Here is a 24,152-nt window from a genome sequence, read left to right on the forward strand (position 1 = left end):
CTCCGCCACCCGAGCCCCCGAAAAATGTCGGTGACATGTGGGGCTCCGCCCCAAGTCGGGGGCTCCGCCACCCGAGCCCCCGAAAAATGTCGGTGGTGGGCGGCATGATGTCCGAGTGCAGGTGATCGCCGGGCGGGAGGAGGACGGGAGCTTCACCGTGCACACGCCTTCGGACACGGTGTCCGGCCTGGACGAGGCGGCTTTCGTGGCGCTGGCGCGGGAGCTGGAAGCGTCGGAGGCGCCGCGGTGGGTGTTCCCGTCGGTGGAGCGCACGTACCCCGTGCTGCTGGCGGCCGGGCTGCGGGTGCGCCGCTGCTACGACCTCGAACTGGCCGAGGGGCTGCTGCTGGCGTACGAGGGTGCGGAGGAGCAGTCGCGGAGCCTGCGCGCGGCCTGGGCCAGGGCGAACGGCGAAGAACCACCGCCGGACTCGTCGGCCGTCGAGCTGGCGCAGCCGACGCTGTTCGACACCCGCGCGCCGACGCTGCCCGAGGGCGTGACGGTCGTCACGGCGGTGCGGCGCGTCCTCGCGGAGCAGGAGCGGCGGGTGGCGGCGACCGGGCACCCGGACCGGATGCGGCTGCTGCTGGCCGCGGAGTCGGCGAGCGCGCTGGCCGCCGCGGAGATGTCGGCCGACGGCCTGCCGTGGCGCGCCGACGTGCACGAGGAGCTGCTGGCGGCGCGGCTGGGTCCGCGCGTGCCGGCCGGGCAGCGGCCGAAGGCGCTGGTCGAGCTGGCGGCGAAGATCAGCGAGGCGTTCGGCGGGCGGCCGGTGAACCCGGACTCGCCGCCGAGCGTGGTCCGGGCGCTGGCCCGCGAGGGGATCGAGGTGCCGGCGGCGCGGAAGTACCTGCTGAAGGGGATCGACCACCCCGCGGTCGGGCCGCTGCTGGAGTACAAGGAGCTGTCGCGGCTGTACACCGCCAACGGCTGGGCGTGGCTCGACGAGTGGGTCGGCGAAGGCCGGTTCCGGCCGCACTACGTCGTCGGCGGGGTGGTGTCCGGGCGCTGGGCCAGCCGCGGCGGCGGGGCGCTGCAGATCCCGAAGGTGCTGCGGACGTGCGTGCGCGCGGACCCGGGCTGGAAGCTGGTGGTGGCGGACGCGGCACAGCTGGAGCCCCGGGTGCTCACGGCGTTGTCGGGCGACCGCCGGCTGGCCGACGTCGCGGCGGCGACGGACCTGTACGCGCGGCTGGGCGAGGCGTTGTTCTCCGGCGCCCGCTGGGTGCCGGTCGCGAACGACGACCGCGACGACCGGGCCCGCGCGAAGATCGCGATGCTCTCGGCGATGTACGGCGGCACGTCCGGCGAGGCGGGGCCGCTGCTGGGGCTGCTGCGGCAGCGCTTCCCGGACGCGGTGTCCTATGTGGAGCGTGCGGCGCAGGCGGGCGAGCGCGGCGAGCGGGTCCGGTCCCGGCTGGGCCGCACGTCCCCGGCGCCCTCGGCGGCGTGGCGCGCGTTGACCGGCGGCCTGGCCGCGGACGAAGCGGCGGAGCTGAAGGCCCGCCGGGCCTCCCGCGGCTGGGGCCGGTTCACCCGGAACTTCGTGGTCCAGGCGAGCGCGGCGGACATGACGGCGGTGATGCTGGCGACCCTCCGCACCCGCCTCCCCGCACCGGCCCACCTGGTGTTCTTCCAGCACGACGAGGTGATCGTCCACACCCCGTCTTCCCTGGCACCCCAGGTGTCCACCGCCATCACCGACAGCGTGGCGGAGGCCGCCCGGATGCTGTTCGGCCCGGCCTGCCCGGTCCGCTTCCCCATGCAAACCGCAGCGGTGGACACCTACGCCGACGCAAAGTAGCCCGTGTCGTCCCTCCAATCACGCATCATGACTCTCCAATCACGCGAGTTCCGCCTCCAATCACGCAAGTTCCGCCTTCAATCACGCAAGTTCCGCCTTCAATCACGCGAGATCCGGCCTCAATCACGCGAGTTCCGCCTCCAATCACGCGAGATCCGGCCTCCCGGGCGAACTCGCGTGATTGGCGGGTCAACTCGCGTGATTGGCGGGTCGACACGATCCGAGCCGCTACGGGAACATCGGGAGGGTCTGGGTGGCGACGTCCTGGTTCGGCAGGGTCCTCCCCGGGTTGCCGCGGAAGTCGGTCCAGGCCGGGTGCAGCCGGAAGTCCGCGCCGACCGCCGTCGCCGTGTAGTCGCCGATGAACACGCCCTGGAGTTCCTTGCCCGTCTCCGCACCCGTCGAAACGAACTGGACCTGCGGGTTCGCCGTCTGCGTGGTGATCCTGCGGAGCGGGGACAAGCCGTCGCCCCAGCCGGTGGCGTACGCGTAGTCGAGTCCGATGCCGTTCGGGTCGTACGCGCGCGTGTAGGACGTCACCGCGACGCGCCCGGCCAAGGCCGCGACCGCCGGGAACACCTCGTCCGCGCCGGTGCCGATCTTCACCGGCTTCGACCAGCCGTGCCGGCCGTCGGACCCGCTCAGGAACGCGTCGCCGTTCGTCTTCACCGAATCGCCGTCGCGGTAGGTGCCGTTGCGGTCGTCGGCCCAGGTCACCCACAGGTGATCGGTCACGCGGTCGTAGGTCAGCTGCGGGAAGCTGTTGACGCGGAAGTTTTCGCCGGTCAGCGCGTTGTTGGCGACGTCTTCGTCGACCGGGAAGTCGAAGTCGAGCCCCACCTCGGTGTGCCGGAAGGTCCGGCCGCCGTTGCGGGAGGTCGCCACGACGACCGCGTCGTGGTCGGCGGGCCGGTCGCACGCGGCCGTCGCGCACACCGACGTCTCGTAGGCGACCTGGAGCGTCCCGTCGCGGGTGACCACCGGGTTCGAGCCGCTGCCGAACGGCGTGATCCCGCCGCGGAACCCGGTCAGCGACGGCGAAATCCGGCGCATCGGCGACCACGTCCGGCCGAAGTCGCGGGACTTCGACAGCACGATCGGCGATTCGACGAAGCTGCCGGACGCGTCGTAGGTGAACTGCGTCCAGGTCACGTAGACGTCGCCGGTCACGGGGTCGGCGGCGATCCACTCCTTGTCGTTGAAGATGTTCGCGGGTGTCGGCGTGCCCGCCGGCGTGACGCCGTCGAGGTGCAGGATCGCCGGGTCGCCGAAGCTGCGGCCGCCGTCGTGGGACACCGACACGGCGATGCCGCTGGCGAGCTGCTGGTCGTCCGGAACCGCGGCGCGGCTGAACACGAGCGTCGCGTAATACACGGTGTTGTGCGGCCCGAAGGCGATGGCCGGGTCGCCGGCGGCGTCCATGTAGGACAGTGGCGCGGCCGCCCCGGTCGGGTAGTCGAGGTGCGGCAGCTGGACGTTCGCCCAGGTCCGGCCGCCGTCGAACGAGGTGTAGGCGAAGCCGCCGGAGTCGTTGCGGGCCTCGCGCGTGTTGTACAGCCGGTAGTCGTTCGCCCCGGCGACGATGTTGCGCGGGTTCTCCGGGTTGACGGCGATGGTGGTCTCGTTCTGGGCCGTGCTGCAGCCGGTCTGGCTGCCGGTCGGCACGATGGTGTCGCCGTCGATGACGTCGGTGTTCGGCGCGAGCGGCCGGTACGGGTTCGGCTTGCCGATGTAGGTCTGGCAGAGCGCGGACAGCGCGGGATCGTCGCCGTCCTCCTCTTCCTCCTCGGCGAACTGCTCCTTGAGCAGCGGATTCGGCACGTCGTGCCGGGCCTCCGCGGCCATCCGGGCGATCTTGTGCTTGCCGGCGTGGGGATCCACGGGCAGCGGCGCACCGCCGGTGGCGGCCTGCGCGGCGGGCGCGAGGACAACGGCGAGCGGCAGCAGGAGCGCGGTACAGGCAGCGACGATTCTTCGCTTGGCGGACGAAACACCCAAGGACATCGGAAAGTCCTTTCCCAGGAGGCTATCCAGCGGCCCCAGGCTTGACGCCCGCACGCGCCCGGTCAACCGCCGGAAGTGTGGAGCCGGACATACCCGGCGGACTCACGCCAGGGCGTCGTCGATGGCCTTCGTGATCCGCTTCAGCGACACCGGGTGAGCCGTCCCCAGCGTCTGGGCGAAGAACGACACCCGCAGCTCCTCGATCATCCACCGCACCTCGTTCAACGCCGGTGACGACGTGCCCGGCGGCAGCGTGGCCAGCGCGTCGGCGTACTCGGCCTGGATCCACGCGATGTCCGCCGTGCGCTGGAGGTCGCGGGTCGGCTCCGAAGCCAGCTTCTCCAGGCGGCGCGAAATGCCCTGCAGGTAGCGCACCACGTTGCGCAGCCGGGGTGCGCCGGTCGCCGTCACGAAACCCGGGTACACCAGGCCCGCCAGCTGGGCGCGGATGTCGGCCAGCGACTCCGCGGGGCCACGGGACGACGGCAACGCCACCTCGACGTCGTTCGCCGCGCGGAGGATCTTCTCCACCTCGGTCAACACGTCCAGCACCGCGGGGTGCAGGCCCGCCCGGACCTTCTCCAGCAGCACCTTGAAGCCGGTTTCGTCGAACGCCGGACCGCCGCCGGCGGCCATCAGGGCGTCCACCGCGCAGTCGACGCAGTCCTCGAGCAGCGCCGCCACGCTGCCGTGCGGGTTCCGGTTGAGCACCAGCTTCGACGAATTGGACAGCGACCGCGTGATGAACTTCATCGGCGAGTTCAGGTTCAGCCGCAGCATCCGCCGGGTGCCCGCCCACATCGCGTGTTGCTGCTGGGCCGGCGTGTCCAGCAGCCGGACCGCCACCGTCGCGCCCTCGTCCACCAGCGCCGGGTACGCCTTGACGTCGTGCCCGCGCTGGTGCGAGGAGAACACCTGCGGCAGCGCGCCGAACGACGGCTTCGTCAGGCCCGCCTTCTCCAGGGTGTTGGCCGCCTTGGAGATCGTCTCGCGGACCTTCGGGGCGAGGCGGCGCTGCAGCTCCGCGACGTCCTTGCCCTCGGCCACGCGACGACCTCGCTCGTCGACCACCCGGAACGTCATCTTCAGGTGCTCCGGCACCGAAGACGGGTCCCAGTCCGCGTACGGCACCGTGATCCCGCGCAGCGCCCGCAGCTCGCGGCCGAGCACCTCCAGCAGCGGACCGTCCGAAGGGGACACTCGCGAAAGGACTTCCCGGGCCGTGTCCGGTGCCGGGACGAAGTTGCGGCGCACCGCCTTCGGCAGCGACTTGATCAGCTGGGTGACCAGTTCCGCGCGCAGCCCCGGCACCTGCCAGTCGAACCCGTCCGGCGTCACCTGGTTGAGCACCGGCAGCGGGACGTACACGGTGACTCCGTCGGCGTCCGCGCCCGGCTCGAACTGGTAGGTCAGCTTGAAGACCTGCGTGCCCTGCGTCCACGAGTCCGGGTAGTCGCCCTCGCGGACGCCGCCGGCGGACTCGTTGATCAGCATGGACTTCTCGAACGACAGCAGGTCGGGTTCGGTGTGCCGCGCCTTCTTCCACCAGCTGTCGAAGTGGCGCACCGACACGACGTCCGCCGGGACCCGCGCGTCGTAGAACTCGTACAGCGTCTGGTCGTCGACCAGGATGTCGCGCCGGCGCGCGCGGTTCTCGAGGTCTTCGACCTCTTCCAGCAGCGCCCGGTTCTCGGCGAAGAAGTGGTGCCGCGTCTGCCAGTCGCCCTCGACCAGCGCGTGCCGGATGAACAGCGCCCGCGACAGCTCCGGGTCGATCCGGCCGTAGTTGACGCGGCGGTCGGCGATCAGCGGGACGCCGTACAGCGTCACCTTCTCGATCGCGATCACCGCGCCCTGCTTGCGTTCCCAGTGCGGCTCGGAATAGCTGCGCTTGACGACGTGCTGCGCGAGCGGCTCGACCCACTCGGGTTCGATGCGCGCGTTGACCCGCGCCCACAGCCGCGACGTCTCGACCAGCTCCGCCGACATCACCCAGCGCGGCTGCTTCTTGAACAGCGCCGATCCCGGGAACACGCCGAACCGGGCGCCACGCGCGCCGAGGTAGTCGCCCTTCGCCGGGTCCTTGAGCCCGATGTGCGAGAGCAGCCCGGCGATCAGCGACGTGTGCACGCGCTGCGGGTCGGCCGGGGTCGTGTTCGTGTTCAGCGAGATGCCGAGCGGCTTGGCCAGCTGACGCAGCTGGCTGAAGATGTCCTGCCACTCGCGCAGCCGCAGGTAGTTCAGGTATTCGGTGCGGCACATGCGCCGGAACTGGTTGCCGGACAACGTCTTCTGCTGCTCGGCGACGTACTCCCACAGGTTCAGGTAGGCCAGGAAGTCCGACGTCGGATCGGCGAACCGCGCGTGCTGGGCGTCGGCCGCCTGCTGCTTCTCGGCCGGCCGCTCGCGCGGGTCCTGGATGGACAGCGCGGCGGCGATGATCATGACTTCGCGGACGCAGCCGTTCTTCGCGGCCTCCAGCACCATCCGGCCCATCCGCGGGTCGACCGGCAGCTGCGCGAGCTTGCGGCCGATGTCGGTCAGGCTGCGGTCGGACCCGGAGCCGCCCGGGGCGAACGCGCCCAGCTCCTGCAGCAGGCCGACGCCGTCGGCGACCTGGCGGCGGTCCGGCGGTTCGACGAACGGGAACGCCGCGATGTCGCCGAGGCCCAGCGACGTCATCTGCAGGATGACCGAGGCGAGGTTGGTCCGCAGGATCTCCGGATCGGTGAACTCGGGGCGCGCCTCGAAGTCCTCTTCGGAATAGAGCCGGATGCAGATGCCGTCGGACGTCCGGCCGCAGCGGCCCTTGCGCTGGTTCGCCGACGCCTGCGACACCGGCTCGATCGGCAGCCGCTGCACCTTGGTGCGGTGGCTGTAGCGGGAGATCCGCGCGGTGCCCGGGTCGACGACGTACTTGATGCCCGGCACGGTCAGCGACGTCTCGGCCACGTTGGTGGCGAGCACGACCCGGCGCCCGGTGTGGGACTGGAAGATGCGCTGCTGCTCGGCCGAAGACAGCCGCGCGTACAGCGGGAGCACCTCGGTGTTGCGCAGGTTCGCGCGGTTCAGGACGTCGGCGGTGTCGCGGATTTCGCGCTCGCCGGAGAGGAACACCAGGATGTCGCCGGGGCCCTCGGCGCACAGCTCCTCGACGGCGTCGAGGATGCCCTGGGTCTGGTCGCGCTGGTCAGCGTCTCCGGAGCCCTCGGGAGCTGCAGGGTTTTCGGGGTCGACCAGCGGCCGGTAGCGCACCTCGACCGGGTACGTCCGGCCGGAGACCTCGACGATCGGCGCGTCGTCGAAGTGCTTCGAGAAGCGCTCCGGGTCGATCGTCGCCGAGGTGATGATCACCTTGAGGTCGGGGCGGCGCGGCAGCAGCTGCTTGAGGTAGCCGAGGATGAAGTCGATGTTGAGGCTGCGCTCGTGGGCCTCGTCGATGATCAGCGTGTCGTACTGGCGCAGCGACCGGTCGGTCTGGATCTCGGCCAGCAGGATGCCGTCGGTCATCAGCTTGACCAGCGTGTCCTGCCCGGACTGGTCGGTGAACCGCACCTTGTAGCCGACGGTCTCGCCGAGCTCGGTCTTCAGTTCGCTCGCGATCCGGTCGGCGACCGTGCGCGCGGCCAGCCGCCGCGGCTGGGTGTGCCCGATCTGGCCGCGGATGCCGCGGCCGAGCTCCAGGCAGATCTTCGGCAGCTGGGTGGTCTTGCCCGAGCCGGTCTCCCCCGCGACGATCACGACCTGGTGCCGGTCGATGGCGGCGGCGATCTCGTCCTTGAGCTTGCTGACCGGCAGCTCTGGGGGGTACTCGATCTTGGGCACGCTCTCGCGCCGCGACTGCAGGCGCAGCTCGGCCTTGTCGACGTCGGCGGCGATCTGCGCGAGGGCGGCATCGCGGTCGCGGGCTTTGCGGGCGCCTTCGAGCCGCCGGCGCAGCCGCTGCTCGTCACGCGGCATGAGCTCGGGCAGGCGCGCTCGCAGCGCGTGGAAGGGGGATGGCTCGGACATTCTCGGTCCAAGGATAGCCGTGGGTGACGAACCCGGCTTCCGAATATCCCCGGCGCGTGACCGGGCGCACGCGAAAGGCCCCCTCGCCGGCGGCGAGGGGGCCTTTCCCGCCGTGCGTCAGCCGGGCTGGCCGGGCTGCTGCGGCGGCTGGACCGGTGCCTGCTGCTGCGGCTGCGGCGCGTTCTTGGCCCGGTTCATCGCCACCGAACCACCGATCAGCGCGAGCCCGGCCACGCCGAGGACGATGCCGAACAGCGGCTGCATGTCAGTGGCCCAGGACAGGATCCGGAACTCGTAGTCGAACTGCTCGAGGACGATGGTGCCGAACCCGAGCACGGCGCACAGCACGCCGATCCGCATCATGATCGAAGACATGGGAAACCCCTCGTGAAAGGAACGATGGAACCACCGGTCCGTCCCCGAGCGGCCGTGGCGAGGCAGAACCGTAGCGGCCCCGGCCCCGGCTGTCGCCGGAGTTCCCGATTCGTTACCTCACGTCCGCTGCAGCGAGTCCGGGCCCAGGTCGGCCAGCGTGCGGTGGCCCGAAAGCCCCATGGTCAGGTCGAAGTCCGCCAGCAGGCTGCGCAGGACGTGGCGCACGCCGTCCTCGCCCGCGTGGGCCAGGCCGTACACCCACGGGCGGCCGATCAACACCGCCCGCGCGCCCAGGGCCAGCGCCTTGAGGACGTCGGCACCGGTGCGGATGCCGGAGTCGAACAGCACCTCCATGCGGTCGCCGACCGCCGCGACGATGCCCGGCAGGGCCTCCAGTGCGCCGATCGCGCCGTCGACCTGGCGGCCGCCGTGGTTCGACACCACGATGCCGTCCATGCCCGCCTCCAGAGCGCGGCGCGCGTCCGCGACGTGCTGGATGCCCTTGAGTACGATCGGGCCGTCCCAGTGCTCGCGCAGGAACGGCAGCTGGTCCCACGTCCGGTCGGTGCCGGTGAGCATGCCGATCCACCGCAGGATCGCCATGTTCGGGTCGTCCTCCGGCGTCTTCTCCAGCAGGCCGCGGAACACCGGGTCGGTGAACGGGACGGCGCAGCCCTCGCCCTTCAGGAACGGCAGGTACGCCTGGTCCAGATCGGACGATCGCCAGGCCAGGGTCCACGTGTCGAGCGTGACGACCAGCGCGGTGAAGCCGGCGTTCTTCGCCCGCGTCAGCAGGCTCGCGCAGACGTCGTTGTCGCCGGGCCAGTACAGCTGGAACCAGCGGGGGCCGTCGCCGTTCGCCGCGGCGACGTCCTCGATGCCGGTCGACGACGCCGTGGACAGGATGAACGGCAGCCCGACCGACGCGGCGGCGCGAGCGGTCGCGGACTCGGCGTCCGGGTGGACGATCGACTGGACGCCGACCGGCGCGACGGCCACCGGCGCGGGCAGCCGGGTGCCGAGCACCGTCGTGGCCAGGTCGCGGTCGGTGGCGCCGGTCAGCATCCGGGGCACGACGCGCCAGCGGTCGAACGCCTCGCGGTTGGCGCGGGCGGTCGCGCCGGAGCCGGCCGCGCCCGCGACGTAGGAGAACGGCCCGGGTGCCATGACCTCGCGCGCCGACGCTTCGAGCTTCGTCGCGTCGGTCGAGCACGGCGGCAGCTGACCACCGAGTCCCTGCAGGTAGATCTCGTTCTGGTAGCTGCCGAAGCGTTCGGTCACGGTTGCCTCCTCGCGTTCGAGGGGGCACTGTACCCGCCGGTAGTTCACCCGGCGCCGGGAACTGACCGGCGGGTAACCTGAGCCCCGTCGACGTCCCGGAGGAGAAGACATGCGCGCCTACGACGTGGTCCTGTTCGGCGCCACGGGGTTCACCGGCGGCCTGACCGCCGAGTACCTGGCCCGCCACGCGCCGGCGGACCTGCGCTGGGCGCTGGCCGGGCGCAACCGCGGCAAGCTCGAGGCCGTCCGGACGCGGCTGGCGGAGATCGACGACCGGTTCGGCGTGCTCGACCTGCTCGTCGCCGATTCCGGTGACCGGGCTTCCCTGGTGGCCGTCGCGGAGGCCACGAAGGTGGTGATCACGACCGTCGGCCCCTACGTGACGCACGGCGAGCCGTTGGTGGCCGCGTGCGCCGAGGCGGGGACCGACTACGTCGACCTGACCGGCGAACCCGAGTTCGTCGACCGGATGTACCTGGCGCACGACCGGCGCGCCCGCGAGACCGGCGCACGGCTGGTGCACGCGTGCGGGTTCGACTCGATCCCGCACGACCTCGGCGCGTGGTTCACCGTGCAGCAGCTGCCCGAAGGGGTGCCACTGCAGGTCGACGGCTACGTCCGGGCCGGCGGGGTGCCCTCGGGCGGCACGTTCCTCAGCGCGCTGACCATCATGTCGCGCCTGCCGGCCGGGGCCCGCGTCGCGAAGGAACGCGCGGCCGCCGAACCACGGCCCGCCGGGCGGTTCGCCCGCACCCCGCTCGGCCGCCCGCACCGGGTCGCCGAGCCGGGCTGGTGGGCGGTGCCGCTGCCGACGATCGACGCCGACGTCGTCCGCCGGTCGGCGACCGCGTCCGAGCGCTACGGGCCGGACTTCACGTACCGGCACTTCGCCGCGGTGAAGCACCTGCCGGTGCTGGCCGGCGGGGTGGCCGGGGCGGGCGCCCTGCTCGCCGCGGCGCAGGTCCCGCCGGCCCGGCGGGCGCTGTCGCGGCTGCTCGCGCCCGGCAACGGGCCGAGTCCCGCGCGGCGCGCGCGGTCGTGGTTTTCGGTGCGGTTCATCGGCGAAGGCGGCGGCTCACGGGTGGTGACGGAGGTGTCGGGCGGCGACCCGGGCTACGACGAGACGGCGAAGATGCTGGCGGAGTCGGCCCTGTGCCTGGCGACCGACGACCTCCCGGAGACGGCGGGCCAGGTGACCACAGCGACCGCGATGGGCGGTGCGCTGGTGGACCGGCTCACCAAGGCGGGCATCCGCTTCACGACGCTGTGATCTCGTAGTCGGCTTCGCGGAACTCCCCCACCTGCGACCGCAGCCGTCCGGTGGAGAACGGCCAGCTGAAGCTGTTGCGCCCGTTGACGTCCGTGTAGTAGCTGGAACAGCCGCCGGACTGGTAGACCGTACCCGGCAGGGCCGCCTGGACGGCCGCGTTGAACGCCGCCTGGGCTTCCGGGCGGACCGACAGCGACGTCCCCGGCGACCGCAGTGTCCGGGTCACCGCCGCGACCGTGTGCCGCAGCTGGGCCTCGACGATCGTGAACGCCGACGAGTGCCCGGTGCCGAGACTCGGGCCCAGCAGCAGGTACAGGTTCGGGAACCCGGCCACCGTCGTCCCCGCGTACGCCTGCGGGCTGCCCTTCCAGTGGTCGTCCAGGCTCCGGCCGCCGGCGTCGAACACCCGCGCCGACACCGGCATGTCGAGGATGTGGAAGCCGGTGCCGAAGATGATCGCGTCGACCTCCGCCGACGAGCCGTCCGCGCCGGAAACCCGGCTGCCGGCGATGGACCGCACCGCGGTCGGGTGAACGTCCACATGGGACCGGGTCAGCGCGCGGTAGTACGTGTTCGACATGAGCAGGCGCTTGCAGCCGAGCGTGTAGTCCGGCGTGAGCGCCTGGCGCAGCACGGGATCCCGGACGGACCGGCGCAGGTGGGCGAGCCCGATCTTCTGCACCTGCCGCAGCAGCCACGGGTGCCGGAAGCCGAAGCCGAGCGTCTCCATCAGGCCGTATTCGGCGGCGCGCAGGGCACCCTGGAGGATCGGGAACCGCCGCAGGAGGAACCGTTCGACGCCGGGGACGGGGTGGTCCGGTTTCGGCAGGACCCACTGCGCGGTGCGCTGGAACAGGTGCAGCCGCCCCACGCGGGGCACGATCTCCGGGACGAACTGGACCGCGGACGCGCCGGTGCCGACCACCGCGACCCGCTTGCCCGTCAGGTCGTAGCCGTGGTTCCAGCGCGCGGAGTGGAAGACCTCGCCGGGAAAGCCGGCGAGCCCGGGCAGGTCCGGGACCAGCGGTTCGTGCCAGGGACCGGTGCCGGCGACCAGGACCCGCGCGGTGTAGGGACCTTGTGACGTCTCGAGCTCCCAAAGGGACTTCCGGGCGTTCCACTGCGCGCGCGTCACTTCGACGCCGTAGCGGATCTTCCGTGTGACGCCGAAGCGCGCGGCCGTGTCCTGCAGGTAGGCCCGGATCTCGGCCTGGCCGGCAAACGCGCGCGTCCACTCGGGATTGGGCGCGAAGGAGTAGGAGTACAGCGCGGACGGGACGTCGCAGGCGCAACCGGGGTAGGTGTTGTCGCGCCAGGTCCCGCCGAGCGCGCCGGCCTTCTCCAGCACGGCGAGGTCGCCGACCCCGGCCCGGGAGAGGCGGATGGCGGCACCCAGCCCCGACGCCCCGGCGCCGACGACGAGGACCGCGAAGTCGCGTTGTTCCATTTTCGGAGACTAGCAGTATCCGAAAACCATCGGTACCCCAATTCCAAGGTTCGCTAGAGTGCCCGCATGGCCCGACTCACCCGCGCGGAAAGCCAGGCGCGCACCCGCGAGCAGCTGGTCGAGACCGCCAAGCTGCTCTTCCTGCGCGACGGCTACTCGGTGACGTCGCTGGAGAAGGTCGCCGACGAGGCCGGGTATTCGAAGGGCGCGGTGTACTCCAACTTCCGCAGCAAGGACGAGCTCTGCCTCACCGTGCTCGACCGGATCCACGACGAGCAGGTCACCTTGATCGCCGGGGCGCTGGCCGGCGCCGAAGGGGTGGAAGGACTGCTGGCGGCGTTCCAGACCTGGGCCGAGCGCAGCATCGGCGACGAAGCCTGGACCGCGCTCGAGGTCGAATTCGCCACGAACGCGCGGCGCGACCCGCACGTGCGCGCCGAACTGGCCGCGCGGGACAAGGCCATCCGCGACACCATCGCCGGCCTGCTCACCGGGTACGCCGAGCGGTTCGGGATCACCCTCCCGATGTCGGCCGACGACGCCGCCACGGCGTTGCTCAGCCTGGGCATCGGGCTCGGCGTCCAGCGCGCGATCGACCCGACGATCCCGGTGACCGTGCTGCCGGACGTCATCCGCCTCTTCGCCGGGGTGCGCTGACCGTCCTTTCCGGACCCTTCGACGGTGGTCTGGACCGTTCACGAACATGAACGAATTCCACCTCTTGTGGAGCTCGCTGACTCTTCGCTACCGTGTCGCTACGCCGCAGCTCCACCCGCATCACCCGTACCCGCCGTGCTCCGACGGCGCATCCCGCGGAAAGGGTCCCCTCCCCATGAGCAAGAAGTTGCGGCCGGTCCTCATCGGCACGCTCGGCGCCGCCTCCGTCGCGGCCCTCGTGATCACCACGCCCGCGCTCTCCTCGGCCGCACCCGCACCGCTGGCCGCGGCCGGCGCGTCCGTGTTCGCCGCCGGCGACCTTTCGGCCCCGGCCAAGAAGGAAATCGCGATGAAGCTGGTCTCCAGCGCGGAAAACTCCTCGCTGGACTGGAAAGCGCAGTACAAGTACATCGAGGACATCGGTGACGGCCGCGGCTACACCGCGGGCATCATCGGTTTCTGTTCCGGCACCGGCGACATGCTCGAACTCGTCGAGGCGTACACGAATTCCGTCCCGAACAACCCGCTGGCGAAGTACCTTCCGGCGCTGCGCAAGGTGAACGGCACGGACTCCCACGCCGGGCTGGGCTCGGCGTTCGAGAGCGCGTGGAAGCAGGCCGCGGCGACGACGGCGTTCCAGACCGCGCAGAACAACGAGCGCGACCGCGTCTACTTCAACCCGTCGGTCAGCCAGGGCAAGTCGGACGGCCTGAGCAACCTCGGCCAGTTCGCCTACTACGACGCCATCGTGATGCACGGCCCCGGCGACAGCTCCGACAGCTTCGGCGGCATCCGCAAGGCCGCGATGAAGAAGGCGAAGACCCCGGCCCAGGGCGGCGACGAAGCGACGTACCTCAAGGCTTTCTTCGCCGCCCGCAAGGTGATCATGAAGCAGGAGGACGCGCACTCCGACACCTCCCGCGTCGACACCGAGCAGCTGAAGTTCCTCAACGAGGGCAACTTCGACCTGCACACGCCGCTGAAGTGGAAGGTGTACGGGGACTCGTACACGATCAACTGAGCCGGGCTACCGGGTCAGGAGCGCATCCGCCGTGCGGGTGTTCAGGATGCGCTCCGGCCCGATCCCCGCCTTGATCGCGCGCTCGCAGCCGTAACCCAGCCAATCCAGCTGCCCGGGCGCGTGCGCGTCGCTGTCGATCGTGAAGTCGCAGCCGATTTCCGCCGCCAGGCGCAGCAACCGCATCGGCGGGTCCAAGCGTTCCGGCCGGGAATTGATCTCCACCGCGACGCCGTTCTCCCGGCACGCCGTGAACACCGCTTCGGCGTCGAACTCCGACTCCGGCCGCCCGCGGCCGACCACCAGCCGGCCCGTGCAGTGCCCCAGCACCCGCACGTGCGGGTTGCGGACCGCCGCCACCATCCGGCGGGTCATGTCCCGCGAAGGCATCCGCAGCTTCGAGTGCACGCTCGCCACCACGAAGTCCAGCTCCCCCAGCAGCTCCTCTTCCTGGTCGAGGGAACCGTCGTCGAGGATGTCGACCTCGATGCCGTGCAGCAGGCGGAACGGTGCCATCAGCTCGTTGGCCTTCGCCACGATCTGCATCTGCGTCCGGAGCCGGTCCGGGGACAGCCCGTTCGCGACCGTCAGCCGCGGCGAGTGGTCGGTCAGCACCATCCACTCGTGACCGACGTCCCGGCCCGCGACCGCCATCTCACCGATCGAACTGCCGCCGTCGGACCAGTCCGAGTGGGTGTGGCAGTCGCCGCGCAACGCCGAGCGCAGCGGCTCGCCGTCCGGCAGCTTCTTTTCGACGATCTTCCCCCGGTAGGCCGGGTCACGACCGGCCAGCGCGTCCTCGATGACGCCGGCGGTGGCCTTGCCGATCCCCGGCAACGACGTCAGGGTGCCGTTTTCCGCCATTTTCGCCAGATTTTCGGCGCCGGTCTTGTCGACCGTCGCCGCGGCGTTCCGGAACGCCCGGACGCGGTAGGTCGGTTCCCCCGCGCGTTCGAGCTGGAACGCGATCTCCCGCAACGCCCATGCCGGATCCATGGGACCTGTCTACCCCCTCCGGGGCAGTTGATGCAGCTCGACGCCGGTCAGCGCGCCGTCTTCGATGCGGCAGGTCTGGTACGTGCAGAAGGGCTGGCGGCGGCGGTCCGTCGGCGAACCCGGGTTGAGCAGCCGCAGCCCGGACGGCGCCACCGTGTCCCACGGGATGTGGCTGTGCCCGAAGACCAGCACGTCGGTGTCCGGGAACTGCGCGTCGCACCGCTGCTCACGGCCCTGCTTCGCGCCGGTCTCGTGGATCACCGCCAGGCGCACACCGCCGAGTTCGGCCCGCGCGATCTCCGGCAACCGCGCCCGCAGCGCCGGGCCGTCGTTGTTGCCGTACACGCCGATGAGCCGCTTGCTGCGCTCTTCCAGCTCGTCCAGCAGGGCGACGTCGACCCAGTCGCCCGCGTGCACGACGACGTCGGCGGCCGCCACCTCGGCCCACACCTGCGGCGGCAGCTCGCGGGCGCGGGCCGGCAGGTGGGTGTCCGAGATGAGCAGCAGCCTCATCCGATGGCCTTCAACACCCGTTCGAGGAACCCGCCGATGTGGTCGCGCAGCAGGGCGGCCGCGCCCTCGGCGTCGCCCTTCTTCGCCGCGGCCAGCACCGCCCGGTGCTCGGTCCACTCCTTCTTCCAGCTGGGGTTGGCTTCCCAGCCGACGACGCTGATCAGCGCCGCGCGATCCTTGAGGTCGTCGAGGATGCTGACCAGCAGCGGGTTGCCGCAGCCGCGGTAGAGGGCGCGGTGGAAGCGGCGGTTCAGCAGGCTCAGCGCGGCCTGGTCCTTGTCCGCGATCGCCGTCGACGCCTCCTTCAGCGCCTCCGCCGCGTCTTCCAGCAGCTCGAGGTCGTGCTGCTCGACGGTCCGCCGGACGGCCTCGGGTTCGAGCACCATCCGCACGTCGTAGACGGACTTCGCGAGCTCGGCGTCGACCGTGATCACCGACGCGCCCTTGTACGGGCTGAACGTCACCAGCCCGGAGTTCGACAGCACCTTCAGCGCCTCGCGCACCGGGGTCTTCGACACGCCGAGCCGCGCGGCCAGCTCCGCTTCGACGAGCGGTTGACCGGGCACCAGTTCCCGGGTCAGGATGCCGCGGCGGATCTCCTCCAGGACCACTTCGGTCCGGGAGGCGGGCAGGCTGAACGTCCCGGTCATGGCGCGCTCCCTAGTTCGTGTCGGAACCCATTCAACCAGGCCCGGCAGATCGTATATCAGATGCCATACTGGATCGTATGAAGCAACCCGAGGAACTCCGCAGCCACCGGTGGTTCGGCGGCGACGAACTGCGCAACTTCAGCCACCGCGCCCGCAGCCGTCAGCTCGGCTACAACCCGGAAGAGCACCTCGGCAAACCCGTCATCGGCATCCTCAACACCTGGTCGGACATCAACCCCTGCCACATGCACCTGCGCGAACGCGCCGAGCAGGTCAAGCGGGGCGTCTGGCAGGCCGGCGGCTTCCCGCTGGAGTTCCCCGTCGCCACGCTGTCGGAGACCTACCAGAAGCCGACCCCCATGCTCTACCGCAACCTGCTGGCCATGGAGACCGAGGAGATCCTCCGGTCCTACCCGATCGACGGCGCCGTGCTGATGGGCGGCTGCGACAAGACCACCCCGGCGCTGCTGATGGGCGCGGCCAGCGCGGGCCTGCCGGCCATCTTCGTCCCGGCCGGGCCGATGTTGCGCGGGCACTGGCGCAACGAGGTCCTCGGCAGCGGCACCGACATGTGGAAGTACTGGGACGACAAGCGCGCCGGGCTGATCGGTGACGCCGAAATGTCCGAACTGGAGCGGGGGCTCGCGCGTTCGCCGGGGCACTGCATGACGATGGGGACGGCGTCGACCATGACCTCGGCCGCCGAGGTGCTCGGCGTGACGCTGCCGGGCGCCGCGTCGATCCCCGCCGTCGACTCGGCGCACCACCGGATGGCCGCGGCGAGCGGCGCCCGGATCGTCGGCATGGTCTGGGAAGGCCTGACCATCACGCAGGTGCTGGACAAGCGCGCGTACGCGGACGCCATCACCACCGTCCTCGCGCTCGGCGGCTCGACCAACGCCGTGATCCACCTGATCGCGATGGCCGGCCGCAGCGGGATCCCGCTGAGCCTGGCCGACTTCGACGCCATCGCCCGGCGCGTGCCGGTGCTGGCGAACATCCGGCCCGGCGGCGACTGGCTGATGGAGGACTTCTACTACGCCGGCGGCCTGCCCGGGCTGCTGTCGCGGCTGACCGATCTGCTGCACCCCGACCGCCTCACCGTCACCGGCCGCACCCTCGGCGAGAACCTCGCGCAAGCGCAGGTGCACAACGACGACGTCATCCGGCCCCGGGACAACCCGGTCGCCGCCGAGGGCGGGGTCGCGGTGCTGCACGGGAACCTGGCGCCCTCGGGCGCGGTCATCAAGCACATCGCGGCCGAGAAGCACCTGCTGACGCACACCGGACCCGCCGTGGTGTTCGAGGACTACCCCGACCTGAAGAAGCGGATCGACGACCCGTCGATCACCGCGGACTCGGTGCTGGTGCTGCGCGGCTCCGGCCCGCTCGGCGGCCCCGGCATGCCCGAATACGGGATGCTGCCGATCCCCGCGCACCTGCTCGAACAGGGCGTCCGGGACATGGTCCGGATTTCGGACGCGCGGATGAGCGGGACGAGCTACGGCGCCTGCGTCCTGCACGTGGCCCCCGAGTCGCACGTCGGCGGCCCGCTGGCCTTGGTCCGCGACGGCGACCTGATCACCTTGGACGTTCCCTCGCGCACCCTGCGGCTCGAGGTGTCCGATGAGGAACTGGCGCGGCGGCGTGCCGGGTGGACCGCCCCGGCGCCCCGGTTCGAACGCGGGTACGGCGCGCTCTACAGCGAACACATCACGCAGGCCGACGAAGGGTGCGACTTCGACTTCCTGGCCCGGGCGGGCCACAATCCGGAACCGGACGCGCGCTGACGCCGAACGGTGACCGTTTCATCCCCCGTTAGGGCGAGTCGTACGGCTTGTCCGGCTGCCCCGTACGCTGTTCCCGTCACCGGCGCAACCCGGTGCCGCGTTGAAGGGGTGGAGAGTTGCCGCACGAACCGCACTGGCCCGACTCACACGGAGAGCAGACCGACGTCCTGCCGGTCGTCCGGCCCGAGCCGCAGCCGGACCCCACCGCCGCGACGCGCTCCTTCCGCACGGCGGGCTTGATCGCGGGCGGGGTGTTCGGCGTGCTCGTCGCGGTCTACGGGATCGACCTCCTGATCAGCCAGGGCAGCGTCCCGCGCGGGGTGACCGTCGCCGGTGTCGACGTCGGCGGGATGGGCCGGGAGGCGGCCGAGCAGGAACTGCGCGGGAAGATCGAACCGCGGCTCACGCGCCCGCTCGCCGTCACCGCGGGCGAGTACCAGGGCACGCTGGCGCCGACGCTCGCCGGGCTGAAGCTCGACTGGCCGCAGACCCTCGACCAGGCCGGCGAGCAGCCGCTGAACCCCTTCACGCGCCTGTCTTCGCTGTTCTCCAGCCGCGAGGTCGGCGTCGTCAGCCACGCCGACGACGCGAAGCTCACCGCCGCGCTGGAGGCGCTGCGCGGCCAGGTCGACCGCGAGCCGGTCGAAGGCACCGTCAAGTTCGAGGGCGCCCGGCCGGTCGCCGTGCCGCCGAAGACGGGGCAGAAGCTCGACGTGCCGGGCGCGACCGCCGCCGTCGTCGAGAAGTGGGCGAGCGGGCAAACCCTGGCGCTGCCGGTGACCAGCACGCCGGTCCGGACCACGGCCGAAGGCGTCCAGGCGGCGCTCGACGGGTTCGCGCGGCCCGCCGTGTCCGGCCCGCTGCTGGTCAAGGGCGAGGGCAAGGTCGCCACCGTGAAGCCGGAGGTGATCGCCGCGGCGAACACCTTCGAACCGGCCGAGGGTGGCGGTCTGACGCCGAAGATCGACAACGCGAAGATCGCCGAAGCCGCCGGGCCGCAGCTGAAGTCCACCGAGAAGGAGGGCAAGGACGCGACCGTCGTCTTCGAGGGCGGCAAGCCCGCGGTCGACCCCTCCACCGACGGCCGGACCGTCGACTGGGACCCCAGCCTCAAGCCGCTGCCCGACGTGCTCAAGAAGACCGACGGCCGCGAGCTCCCGGCCGTCTACAAGGACAGCCCGGCGAAGGTGACCACCGAGCAGGCGAACCAGCTCGGCATCAAGGAAGTCGTCGGCGAGTTCACGACCCAGAAGTTCGCGGCCGACTCCGGGGTGAACATCCGGGTCGTGGCCCAGAAGGTCAACGGCGCCATCGTCAAGCCCGGGGAAACCTTCAGCCTCAACGGTTTCACCGGGCCGCGCGGCGCGGCCCAGGGCTACGTCGAGGCGGGCGTGATCAAGGACGGCGCTCCCGGGCGCGAGGTCGGCGGCGGCATTTCGCAGTTCGCGACCACGCTGTACAACGCGTCGTACTTCGCGGGGCTGAAAGACGCGGGGCACAAGGAGCACAGCTACTACATCAGCCGCTACCCCGCCGCGCGCGAGGCGACGGTGTTCCAGAACCCCAACGGCTCCAGCGTCATCGACCTCAAGTTCACCAACGACTCGCCGACCGGCATCGCGATCCAGACCATCTGGACGCCGTCGTCGATCACCGTGAAGCTGTGGGGCACCAAGCGCTACACCGTCGAGTCGATCGAAGGCGCCCAGACCAACCAGAGCGACCCGCCGACCAAGCCGGGGCCGGCGGAGAACTGCCACGCATCGAACGGCGCGCCGGGGTTCACCACCAGCAACACCCGCGTGCTCAAGGACGCCGCCACCGGCCGCGAGGTCAGCCGGTCGACCCGGACCGTCCACTACAACCCGCAGCCGAAAATCGTCTGCGGCGAGGGACAGTGACCTCCTAACGGCCGTTCACGCTGGGCGTCCGCGGCAGTACCGTGGGTGCCCATGAACGGACGCGCGGCAGGCTTCCGGGACGTCCTCGCCGTGACCGAGTTCCGGGCCCTGTTCTCGGCCCAGCTCGTCTCGGTCACCGGTGACCAGCTGGCCAGGGTCGCGCTGTCGATCCTGGTGTACGACCGCACGAACTCGCCGGGCTGGGCCGCGCTGACCTACGCGCTGACGTTCCTGCCGGACCTCGTCGGCGGGCCGTTGCTGTCCGGCCTCGCCGACCGGCACCCGCCGCGGACGGTGATGGTCCTGTCCGATGTCCTGCGGGCCCTCGCGGTGGCCGTGATGGCGGCGCCGGGCCTGCCCCTGCCGGTGGTGGCGGCGCTGCTGGTCGGCGTCCAGCTCGTCAACCCCGTCTGGAACTCGGCGCGGGCCGCGCTGCTGCCGCAGGTGCTGCCGGGTGAGACGTTCGTGCCCGGGATGGGCCTGCTGATGATGCTGGTGCAGGCGGGCCAGGTCGCCGGGTTCGCCCTCGGCGGTCTGCTCGTGGCGGGTCTCGGCACCGGCGGTGCCCTGCTGGCGGACGCAGCGAGCTTCGCGGTGTCGGCCCTGTTCCTGGTCGCCGGCGTCCAGGAGCGGCCGCCGAGGGACACCTCCGGTGTCCGGTGGTGGCGGCACGTCCGGGCGGGCTGGACGGTGGTGGTCGGCGACCGGCGGCGGCTCGCCCTGGTGGCGCTGGGGTGCGTGTCGGGGGTCTACATCGCGGGCGAGGCGATCGCCGCGCCGTACGCCTCCGAGCTCGGCGGCGGTGCGGTCGTGGTCGGGCTGCTGCTCGGGGCGTTCGCGCTGGGGAACGTGCTCGGCATGGCGGCGTTGTCGCGGATCCCGCCCGCGCGGCGGCCGCGGCTGCTGGGGCCGCTCGCCGTGCTGGCCTGCGCGGCTTTGCTGGGCTGCGCGCTGCACCCGGACCTAGTGGCCACTTTGGCGCTGTTCACGCTGTCCGGGGTGGCCAGTTCGTACAACTTGATCGCGAACACGACGTTCGTGCAGCTGACGCCGGACGCCCAGCGCGCCCAGGCGTTCGGCTTCGCGTTGACGGCGTTGCGGGTGTCGCAAGGGCTCGGCGTGGTGCTGGCCGGCGTGGCGGCCGAACGGGCGGCCCCGCACGCCGTCGTCGCGGGGGCCGGGGCGATCGGCGTGGTGGCGGCGTTCGGTGCGGCCCGGCTGTGGCGGCGGGCGCAACCGGATCCCCGGTGACCGGTCCCGCCGGGGTACCGGTCACCGGGCACTGGTCAGCGCCGCGTCCAGTCGGTGGGGATCTGGCGGGGGGTCCAGTCGGTCGGGCACTGCGCCGGCGCGGCGCCGGGGCGGGCCCAATCGGTCGGCAGCTCGCGGACGGTCCAGTCGGTGGGCAGTTCGCGGGCGGTCCAGTCGGTCGGCAGCTGCCGCGGGGTCCAGTCGGTCGGGATCGCCCGGGTCCAGTCGGTGGGGAGCTGCCGGGTCCAGTCGGTCGGCCGCTGCGCGCGACGGCGGGACGGGACGATGTTGCTGCCGGTCAGGAAGTGCGACATGATTTTCTCCTGGTTTGTGAGGGAACTTGCACGGTGCGTAACCGGACCGTAGCCTGACCGGCCTAGTGACACACCGCGTTCATTCGATTACAGTGACGATTTCTGCGAAGAGTTCCGTCCTGAGCAGAAGGGCGTTTCGTGGGATTGTCCGGGTCCCCAGGGCGAAAGCCCAGCTCAGAACGTCCACGATCAGGTATCCGAACGTGGGCGATGTGGAAGCTGGCCACTCCGGTGTTCGGCTACGTCCTCATCGTCGACGCCTTGGCGCTGATCGCGGTCCTCTCGACGGCCGCGCTGGTGCCGATCACCACCTCGTCGCTGCTCTGGTGTGGACTGATCCTCGCCGGTGAGGTCGTGCACCTCGAAGCGGCGCAACGCATCGAGCGCATCCGCGAGCTGGCCGCCGACGGCCGTCCGCACATGCACCTGCAGTCGATCTGGATCTTCGCCGGGCTGCTCCTGCTACCCCCGCCGTTGGCCACGCTCGTCATCGTCGTGAGTTATGCCCATTCCTGGGTCCGCGTCTACAAACGGCGAGGCGTGATTCACCGGAAAGTGTTCTCCGGCGCGACGGTGATCCTGGCGTGCGCCGCCGCGGGGGCCGTGTTGTGGGCGGGTACCGGGCACGTGGCGCCGTACGTGCCCTACCTCGACGGGTTCGGCGGGATGACCGCGCTGCTGACGTCCGGGATCGTCTACTTCGGCCTGAACTACGTGCTCGTGATCGTGGCGATCCTGATGAGCAACCCGGGAAAGCCGCCGCGGCGGGCGTTCGGCAACCCGTCCGACGTGCTGATCGTGCTGGCCGCGGTCGGCGTCGGCTGCGGCATCGCGCTGGTGATGACGGTCCGGCCGTGGCTGCTGCCGGTGCTCATGGTGACGCCGGTGGCGCTGCACATCGGCCTGCTGCTGCCCCAGTTCCAGGCGGCCGCGCGCACGGACTCCAAGACGGCGCTGCTCGCGCCGGAGTTCTGGGTCCAGCTGGCCCGCAACGAGCTGGCCCGCGCGGCGGAGCTGTCCTCGACGGCCGGCGTGCTGATGATCGACATCGACCACTTCAAGGCCATCGACGACGGCAACGGCCACCTGGCGGGCGACGAGGTCCTGCGCGCGGTCGCGGCGGCGATCCAGGGCTCGGTCCGCGGCGGCGACTACGTGGGCCGCTTCGGCGGCGACGAGTTCGTGGTGCTCCTCCCGGGCACGAACAGCGCGGAGATCGCCTCGGTCGCGGACCGCATCCGGACGGCGATCGCCCGGCTCGAGGTGCCGGTCCCGGTGATCCGCCCGGGCAAGCCCGAGGTGATCAGCGGCCTGACGGCCTCGATCGGCGCGGCGGTGTACCCGGAAACGGCCACGGAGTACACGATCCTGCTGCAGGCAGCGGACGACGCGGTGTTCGAAGCCAAGGCGGGCGGCCGCGACCGTGTGGTCCTGGCGACCGCCCGCACCGAGCTGACCCGACCGGAAATCCCCGACGTGCTGTAGCGGGTCAGGGCAAGGTGGCCAGCGACGCTTCGAGGGTGGCCTCGGACAGTTCGTCGTCCACCATGTCCCCGGCGAGGTAGGCACCGTACGCCGGCAGGTCGAGGTGGGCGTGCCCGCACAACGCCGTCAGGATCACCTTCTCCTCACCGGTTTCCTTGCACCGCAACGCTTCCCGGATGCACGCCGCGAGCGCGTGGGTCGGCTCCGGTGCCGGGATGATGCCCTCGGACCGGGCGAACCGCACCCCCGCCGCGAAACACTCCTGCTGCCCGATCGCGATCGCCTCGATCAGGCCGAGTTCGTGGATGTGCGAAATCAGCGGTGACATCCCGTGGTAGCGGAGGCCGCCCGCGTGGATCGGGTCCGGGATGAACTCGTGGCCGAGCGTGTGCATCTTCAGCAACGGCGTCAGTCCGGCCGTGTCGCCGAAGTCGTAGGCGTACTTGCCGCGCGTCAGCGACGGGCAGGCCGCCGGCTCGACCGCGCGGATCACCGGGTCCATCCGGCCGGCCAGCTTCTCGCGCAGGAACGGGAAGGCGAGGCCGCCGAAGTTGGAGCCGCCGCCGGTGCAGCTGACCAGGACGTCCGGGGTGTCGCCGGCCAGTTCGAACTGCTTGAGCGCCTCCTCGCCGATGACCGTCTGGTGCAGCAGCACGTGGTTGAGCACGCTGCCGAGCGCGTACCGCGCGTCCGGGTCCTGCGCCGCCTGCTCGACGGCTTCGCTGATGGCGATGCCGAGACTGCCCGTCGAGTCCGGGTGCTGCTTGAGGATCGCCCGGCCGGACTCGGTCAGCTCCGAGGGGCTCGGGTGGACGGTCGCGCCGAACGTCTCCATCATCAGCTTGCGGTAGGGCTTCTGGTCGTAGGAGGCGCGCACCTGCCAGACCTCGCACTCCAGCCCGTACTGCGCGCAGGCGAAGGCGAGCGCACTCCCCCACTGGCCGGCGCCGGTCTCGGTGGTCAGCCGCCTGACACCTTCGGCCGCGTTGTAGAACGCCTGCGGCACGGCGGTGTTCGGCTTGTGCGAGCCGACCGGGCTGACGCCCTCGTACTTGTAGTAGATCCGCGCCGGAGTACCCAGCGCCCTCTCCAGCCGGCGCGCCCGGTACAGCGGCGACGGGCGCCAGAGCCGGTAGACCTCCCGCACTTCCTCCGGGATGTCGACATAGCGATCAGTCGTCACTTCCTGGGCGATGAGCGCCTGCGGGAACAGCGGCGCGAGGTCGTCCGGGCCCACGGGCTCGCGCGTGCCGGGGTGCAGCGGCGGTGGCGGCGGCTCGGGCAGGTCGGGGATGACGTTGTACCACTGGGTCGGGAGATCGGCTTCGTCCAGGACGTATTTGGTCTGCTCAGCCATCACGCCTCCTTGGTCGGCACCTCAACCT

18 protein-coding genes are annotated in these 24,152 nt (G+C 71.3%); 8 read left to right on the forward strand and 10 right to left on the reverse strand.

The genetic code is table 11. The features are described from left to right. Positions 1 to 115 precede the first annotated feature (115 nt). On the forward strand, positions 116 to 1,804 hold the full coding sequence (locus tag ACFVYA_RS38880) for a bifunctional 3'-5' exonuclease/DNA polymerase (protein WP_387052153.1): 1,689 nt from the start codon (positions 116 to 118) through the stop codon (positions 1,802 to 1,804). Between the two features lie 228 nt (positions 1,805 to 2,032). On the opposite strand, the gene ACFVYA_RS38885 is transcribed toward ACFVYA_RS38880, so the two are convergent. The 4 genes from ACFVYA_RS38885 to ACFVYA_RS38900 form a co-directional block, all read right to left on the reverse strand. Further along, positions 2,033 to 3,808, reverse strand: coding sequence for a sialidase family protein (locus ACFVYA_RS38885; protein WP_387052154.1), 1,776 nt, complete (start codon positions 3,806 to 3,808; stop codon positions 2,033 to 2,035). 102 nt (positions 3,809 to 3,910) lie between these two features. Next, the gene (gene hrpA / locus ACFVYA_RS38890; RefSeq protein WP_387052155.1) at positions 3,911 to 7,819 is read right to left on the reverse strand and encodes an ATP-dependent RNA helicase HrpA; all 3,909 of its coding nucleotides are present in this window, start codon (positions 7,817 to 7,819) and stop codon (positions 3,911 to 3,913) included. A gap of 117 nt (positions 7,820 to 7,936) precedes the next feature. Continuing rightward, positions 7,937 to 8,194 (reverse strand): hypothetical protein, encoded by a 258-nt coding sequence (locus ACFVYA_RS38895; RefSeq protein ID WP_387052156.1) that lies wholly within the window; start codon positions 8,192 to 8,194, stop codon positions 7,937 to 7,939. A 117-nt stretch (positions 8,195 to 8,311) separates the two neighbouring features. Continuing rightward, on the reverse strand, positions 8,312 to 9,475 hold the full coding sequence (locus tag ACFVYA_RS38900) for a lactate 2-monooxygenase (RefSeq protein ID WP_387052157.1): 1,164 nt from the start codon (positions 9,473 to 9,475) through the stop codon (positions 8,312 to 8,314). 109 nt (positions 9,476 to 9,584) lie between these two features. Here ACFVYA_RS38900 and ACFVYA_RS38905 point away from each other — a divergent pair, with 109 nt between their 5' ends. Next, positions 9,585 to 10,745: a saccharopine dehydrogenase family protein gene (locus tag ACFVYA_RS38905; RefSeq protein WP_387052158.1), complete on the forward strand. Its 1,161-nt coding sequence runs from the start codon at positions 9,585 to 9,587 to the stop codon at positions 10,743 to 10,745. Here ACFVYA_RS38905 and ACFVYA_RS38910 read toward each other — a convergent pair. Next, complete coding sequence (locus tag ACFVYA_RS38910) at positions 10,732 to 12,192, reverse strand: flavin-containing monooxygenase (protein WP_387052159.1); 1,461 nt, start codon at positions 12,190 to 12,192, stop codon at positions 10,732 to 10,734. The two genes, ACFVYA_RS38905 and ACFVYA_RS38910, sit on opposite strands and share 14 nt — an antisense overlap. 66 nt (positions 12,193 to 12,258) lie before the next feature. Here ACFVYA_RS38910 and ACFVYA_RS38915 point away from each other — a divergent pair, with 66 nt between their 5' ends. Both ACFVYA_RS38915 and ACFVYA_RS38920 read left to right on the forward strand, forming a co-directional pair. Further along, positions 12,259 to 12,849, forward strand: coding sequence for a TetR/AcrR family transcriptional regulator (locus ACFVYA_RS38915; RefSeq protein ID WP_387052160.1), 591 nt, complete (start codon positions 12,259 to 12,261; stop codon positions 12,847 to 12,849). A gap of 175 nt (positions 12,850 to 13,024) precedes the next feature. Next, positions 13,025 to 13,870: a chitosanase gene (locus ACFVYA_RS38920; RefSeq protein ID WP_387052161.1), complete on the forward strand. Its 846-nt coding sequence runs from the start codon at positions 13,025 to 13,027 to the stop codon at positions 13,868 to 13,870. A gap of 6 nt (positions 13,871 to 13,876) precedes the next feature. Here ACFVYA_RS38920 and ACFVYA_RS38925 read toward each other — a convergent pair whose 3' ends face one another. Genes ACFVYA_RS38925 through ACFVYA_RS38935 form a run of 3 tightly spaced genes read right to left on the reverse strand, consistent with a single transcriptional unit; the run spans position 13,877 to position 16,026 of the window. Further along, positions 13,877 to 14,863 (reverse strand): PHP domain-containing protein, encoded by a 987-nt coding sequence (locus tag ACFVYA_RS38925; protein WP_387052162.1) that lies wholly within the window; start codon positions 14,861 to 14,863, stop codon positions 13,877 to 13,879. Between the two features lie 9 nt (positions 14,864 to 14,872). Then, the gene (locus ACFVYA_RS38930) at positions 14,873 to 15,376 is read right to left on the reverse strand and encodes a metallophosphoesterase family protein (RefSeq protein ID WP_387052163.1); all 504 of its coding nucleotides are present in this window, start codon (positions 15,374 to 15,376) and stop codon (positions 14,873 to 14,875) included. Then, complete coding sequence (locus tag ACFVYA_RS38935) at positions 15,373 to 16,026, reverse strand: GntR family transcriptional regulator (protein WP_387052164.1); 654 nt, start codon at positions 16,024 to 16,026, stop codon at positions 15,373 to 15,375. The genes ACFVYA_RS38930 and ACFVYA_RS38935 overlap by 4 nt, the downstream gene beginning before the upstream one ends. A gap of 77 nt (positions 16,027 to 16,103) precedes the next feature. Between ACFVYA_RS38935 and araD the strand changes: the two genes are divergently transcribed. The 3 genes from araD to ACFVYA_RS38950 all read left to right on the forward strand — a co-directional run bounded on the left by araD (position 16,104) and on the right by ACFVYA_RS38950 (position 20,968). After that, positions 16,104 to 17,816, forward strand: a complete 1,713-nt coding sequence (gene araD / locus ACFVYA_RS38940; RefSeq protein WP_387052165.1) for an L-arabinonate dehydratase — start codon at positions 16,104 to 16,106, stop codon at positions 17,814 to 17,816. Between the two features lie 116 nt (positions 17,817 to 17,932). After that, positions 17,933 to 19,717, forward strand: coding sequence for a VanW family protein (locus ACFVYA_RS38945; RefSeq protein WP_387052167.1), 1,785 nt, complete (start codon positions 17,933 to 17,935; stop codon positions 19,715 to 19,717). A gap of 51 nt (positions 19,718 to 19,768) precedes the next feature. After that, entirely contained in the window at positions 19,769 to 20,968 is a 1,200-nt protein-coding gene (locus ACFVYA_RS38950) for an MFS transporter (RefSeq protein ID WP_387052169.1), read from the forward strand. Positions 20,969 to 21,003: 35 nt separating this feature from the next. On the opposite strand, the gene ACFVYA_RS38955 is transcribed toward ACFVYA_RS38950, so the two are convergent. Next, positions 21,004 to 21,282, reverse strand: coding sequence for a hypothetical protein (locus ACFVYA_RS38955; protein WP_387052171.1), 279 nt, complete (start codon positions 21,280 to 21,282; stop codon positions 21,004 to 21,006). A 210-nt stretch (positions 21,283 to 21,492) separates the two neighbouring features. Here ACFVYA_RS38955 and ACFVYA_RS38960 point away from each other — a divergent pair, with 210 nt between their 5' ends. Then, a complete protein-coding gene (locus ACFVYA_RS38960) occupies positions 21,493 to 22,767 on the forward strand; it encodes a diguanylate cyclase (RefSeq protein WP_285985428.1) in 1,275 nt (424 codons plus the stop codon). Positions 22,768 to 22,771: 4 nt separating this feature from the next. Here ACFVYA_RS38960 and ACFVYA_RS38965 read toward each other — a convergent pair whose 3' ends face one another. Then, complete coding sequence (locus ACFVYA_RS38965) at positions 22,772 to 24,124, reverse strand: TrpB-like pyridoxal phosphate-dependent enzyme (RefSeq protein ID WP_387052173.1); 1,353 nt, start codon at positions 24,122 to 24,124, stop codon at positions 22,772 to 22,774. Between the last annotated feature and the right edge of the window lie 28 nt (positions 24,125 to 24,152).

This window comes from Amycolatopsis sp. NPDC058278, assembly GCF_042881395.1.
Classification (GTDB): domain Bacteria; phylum Actinomycetota; class Actinomycetes; order Mycobacteriales; family Pseudonocardiaceae; genus Amycolatopsis.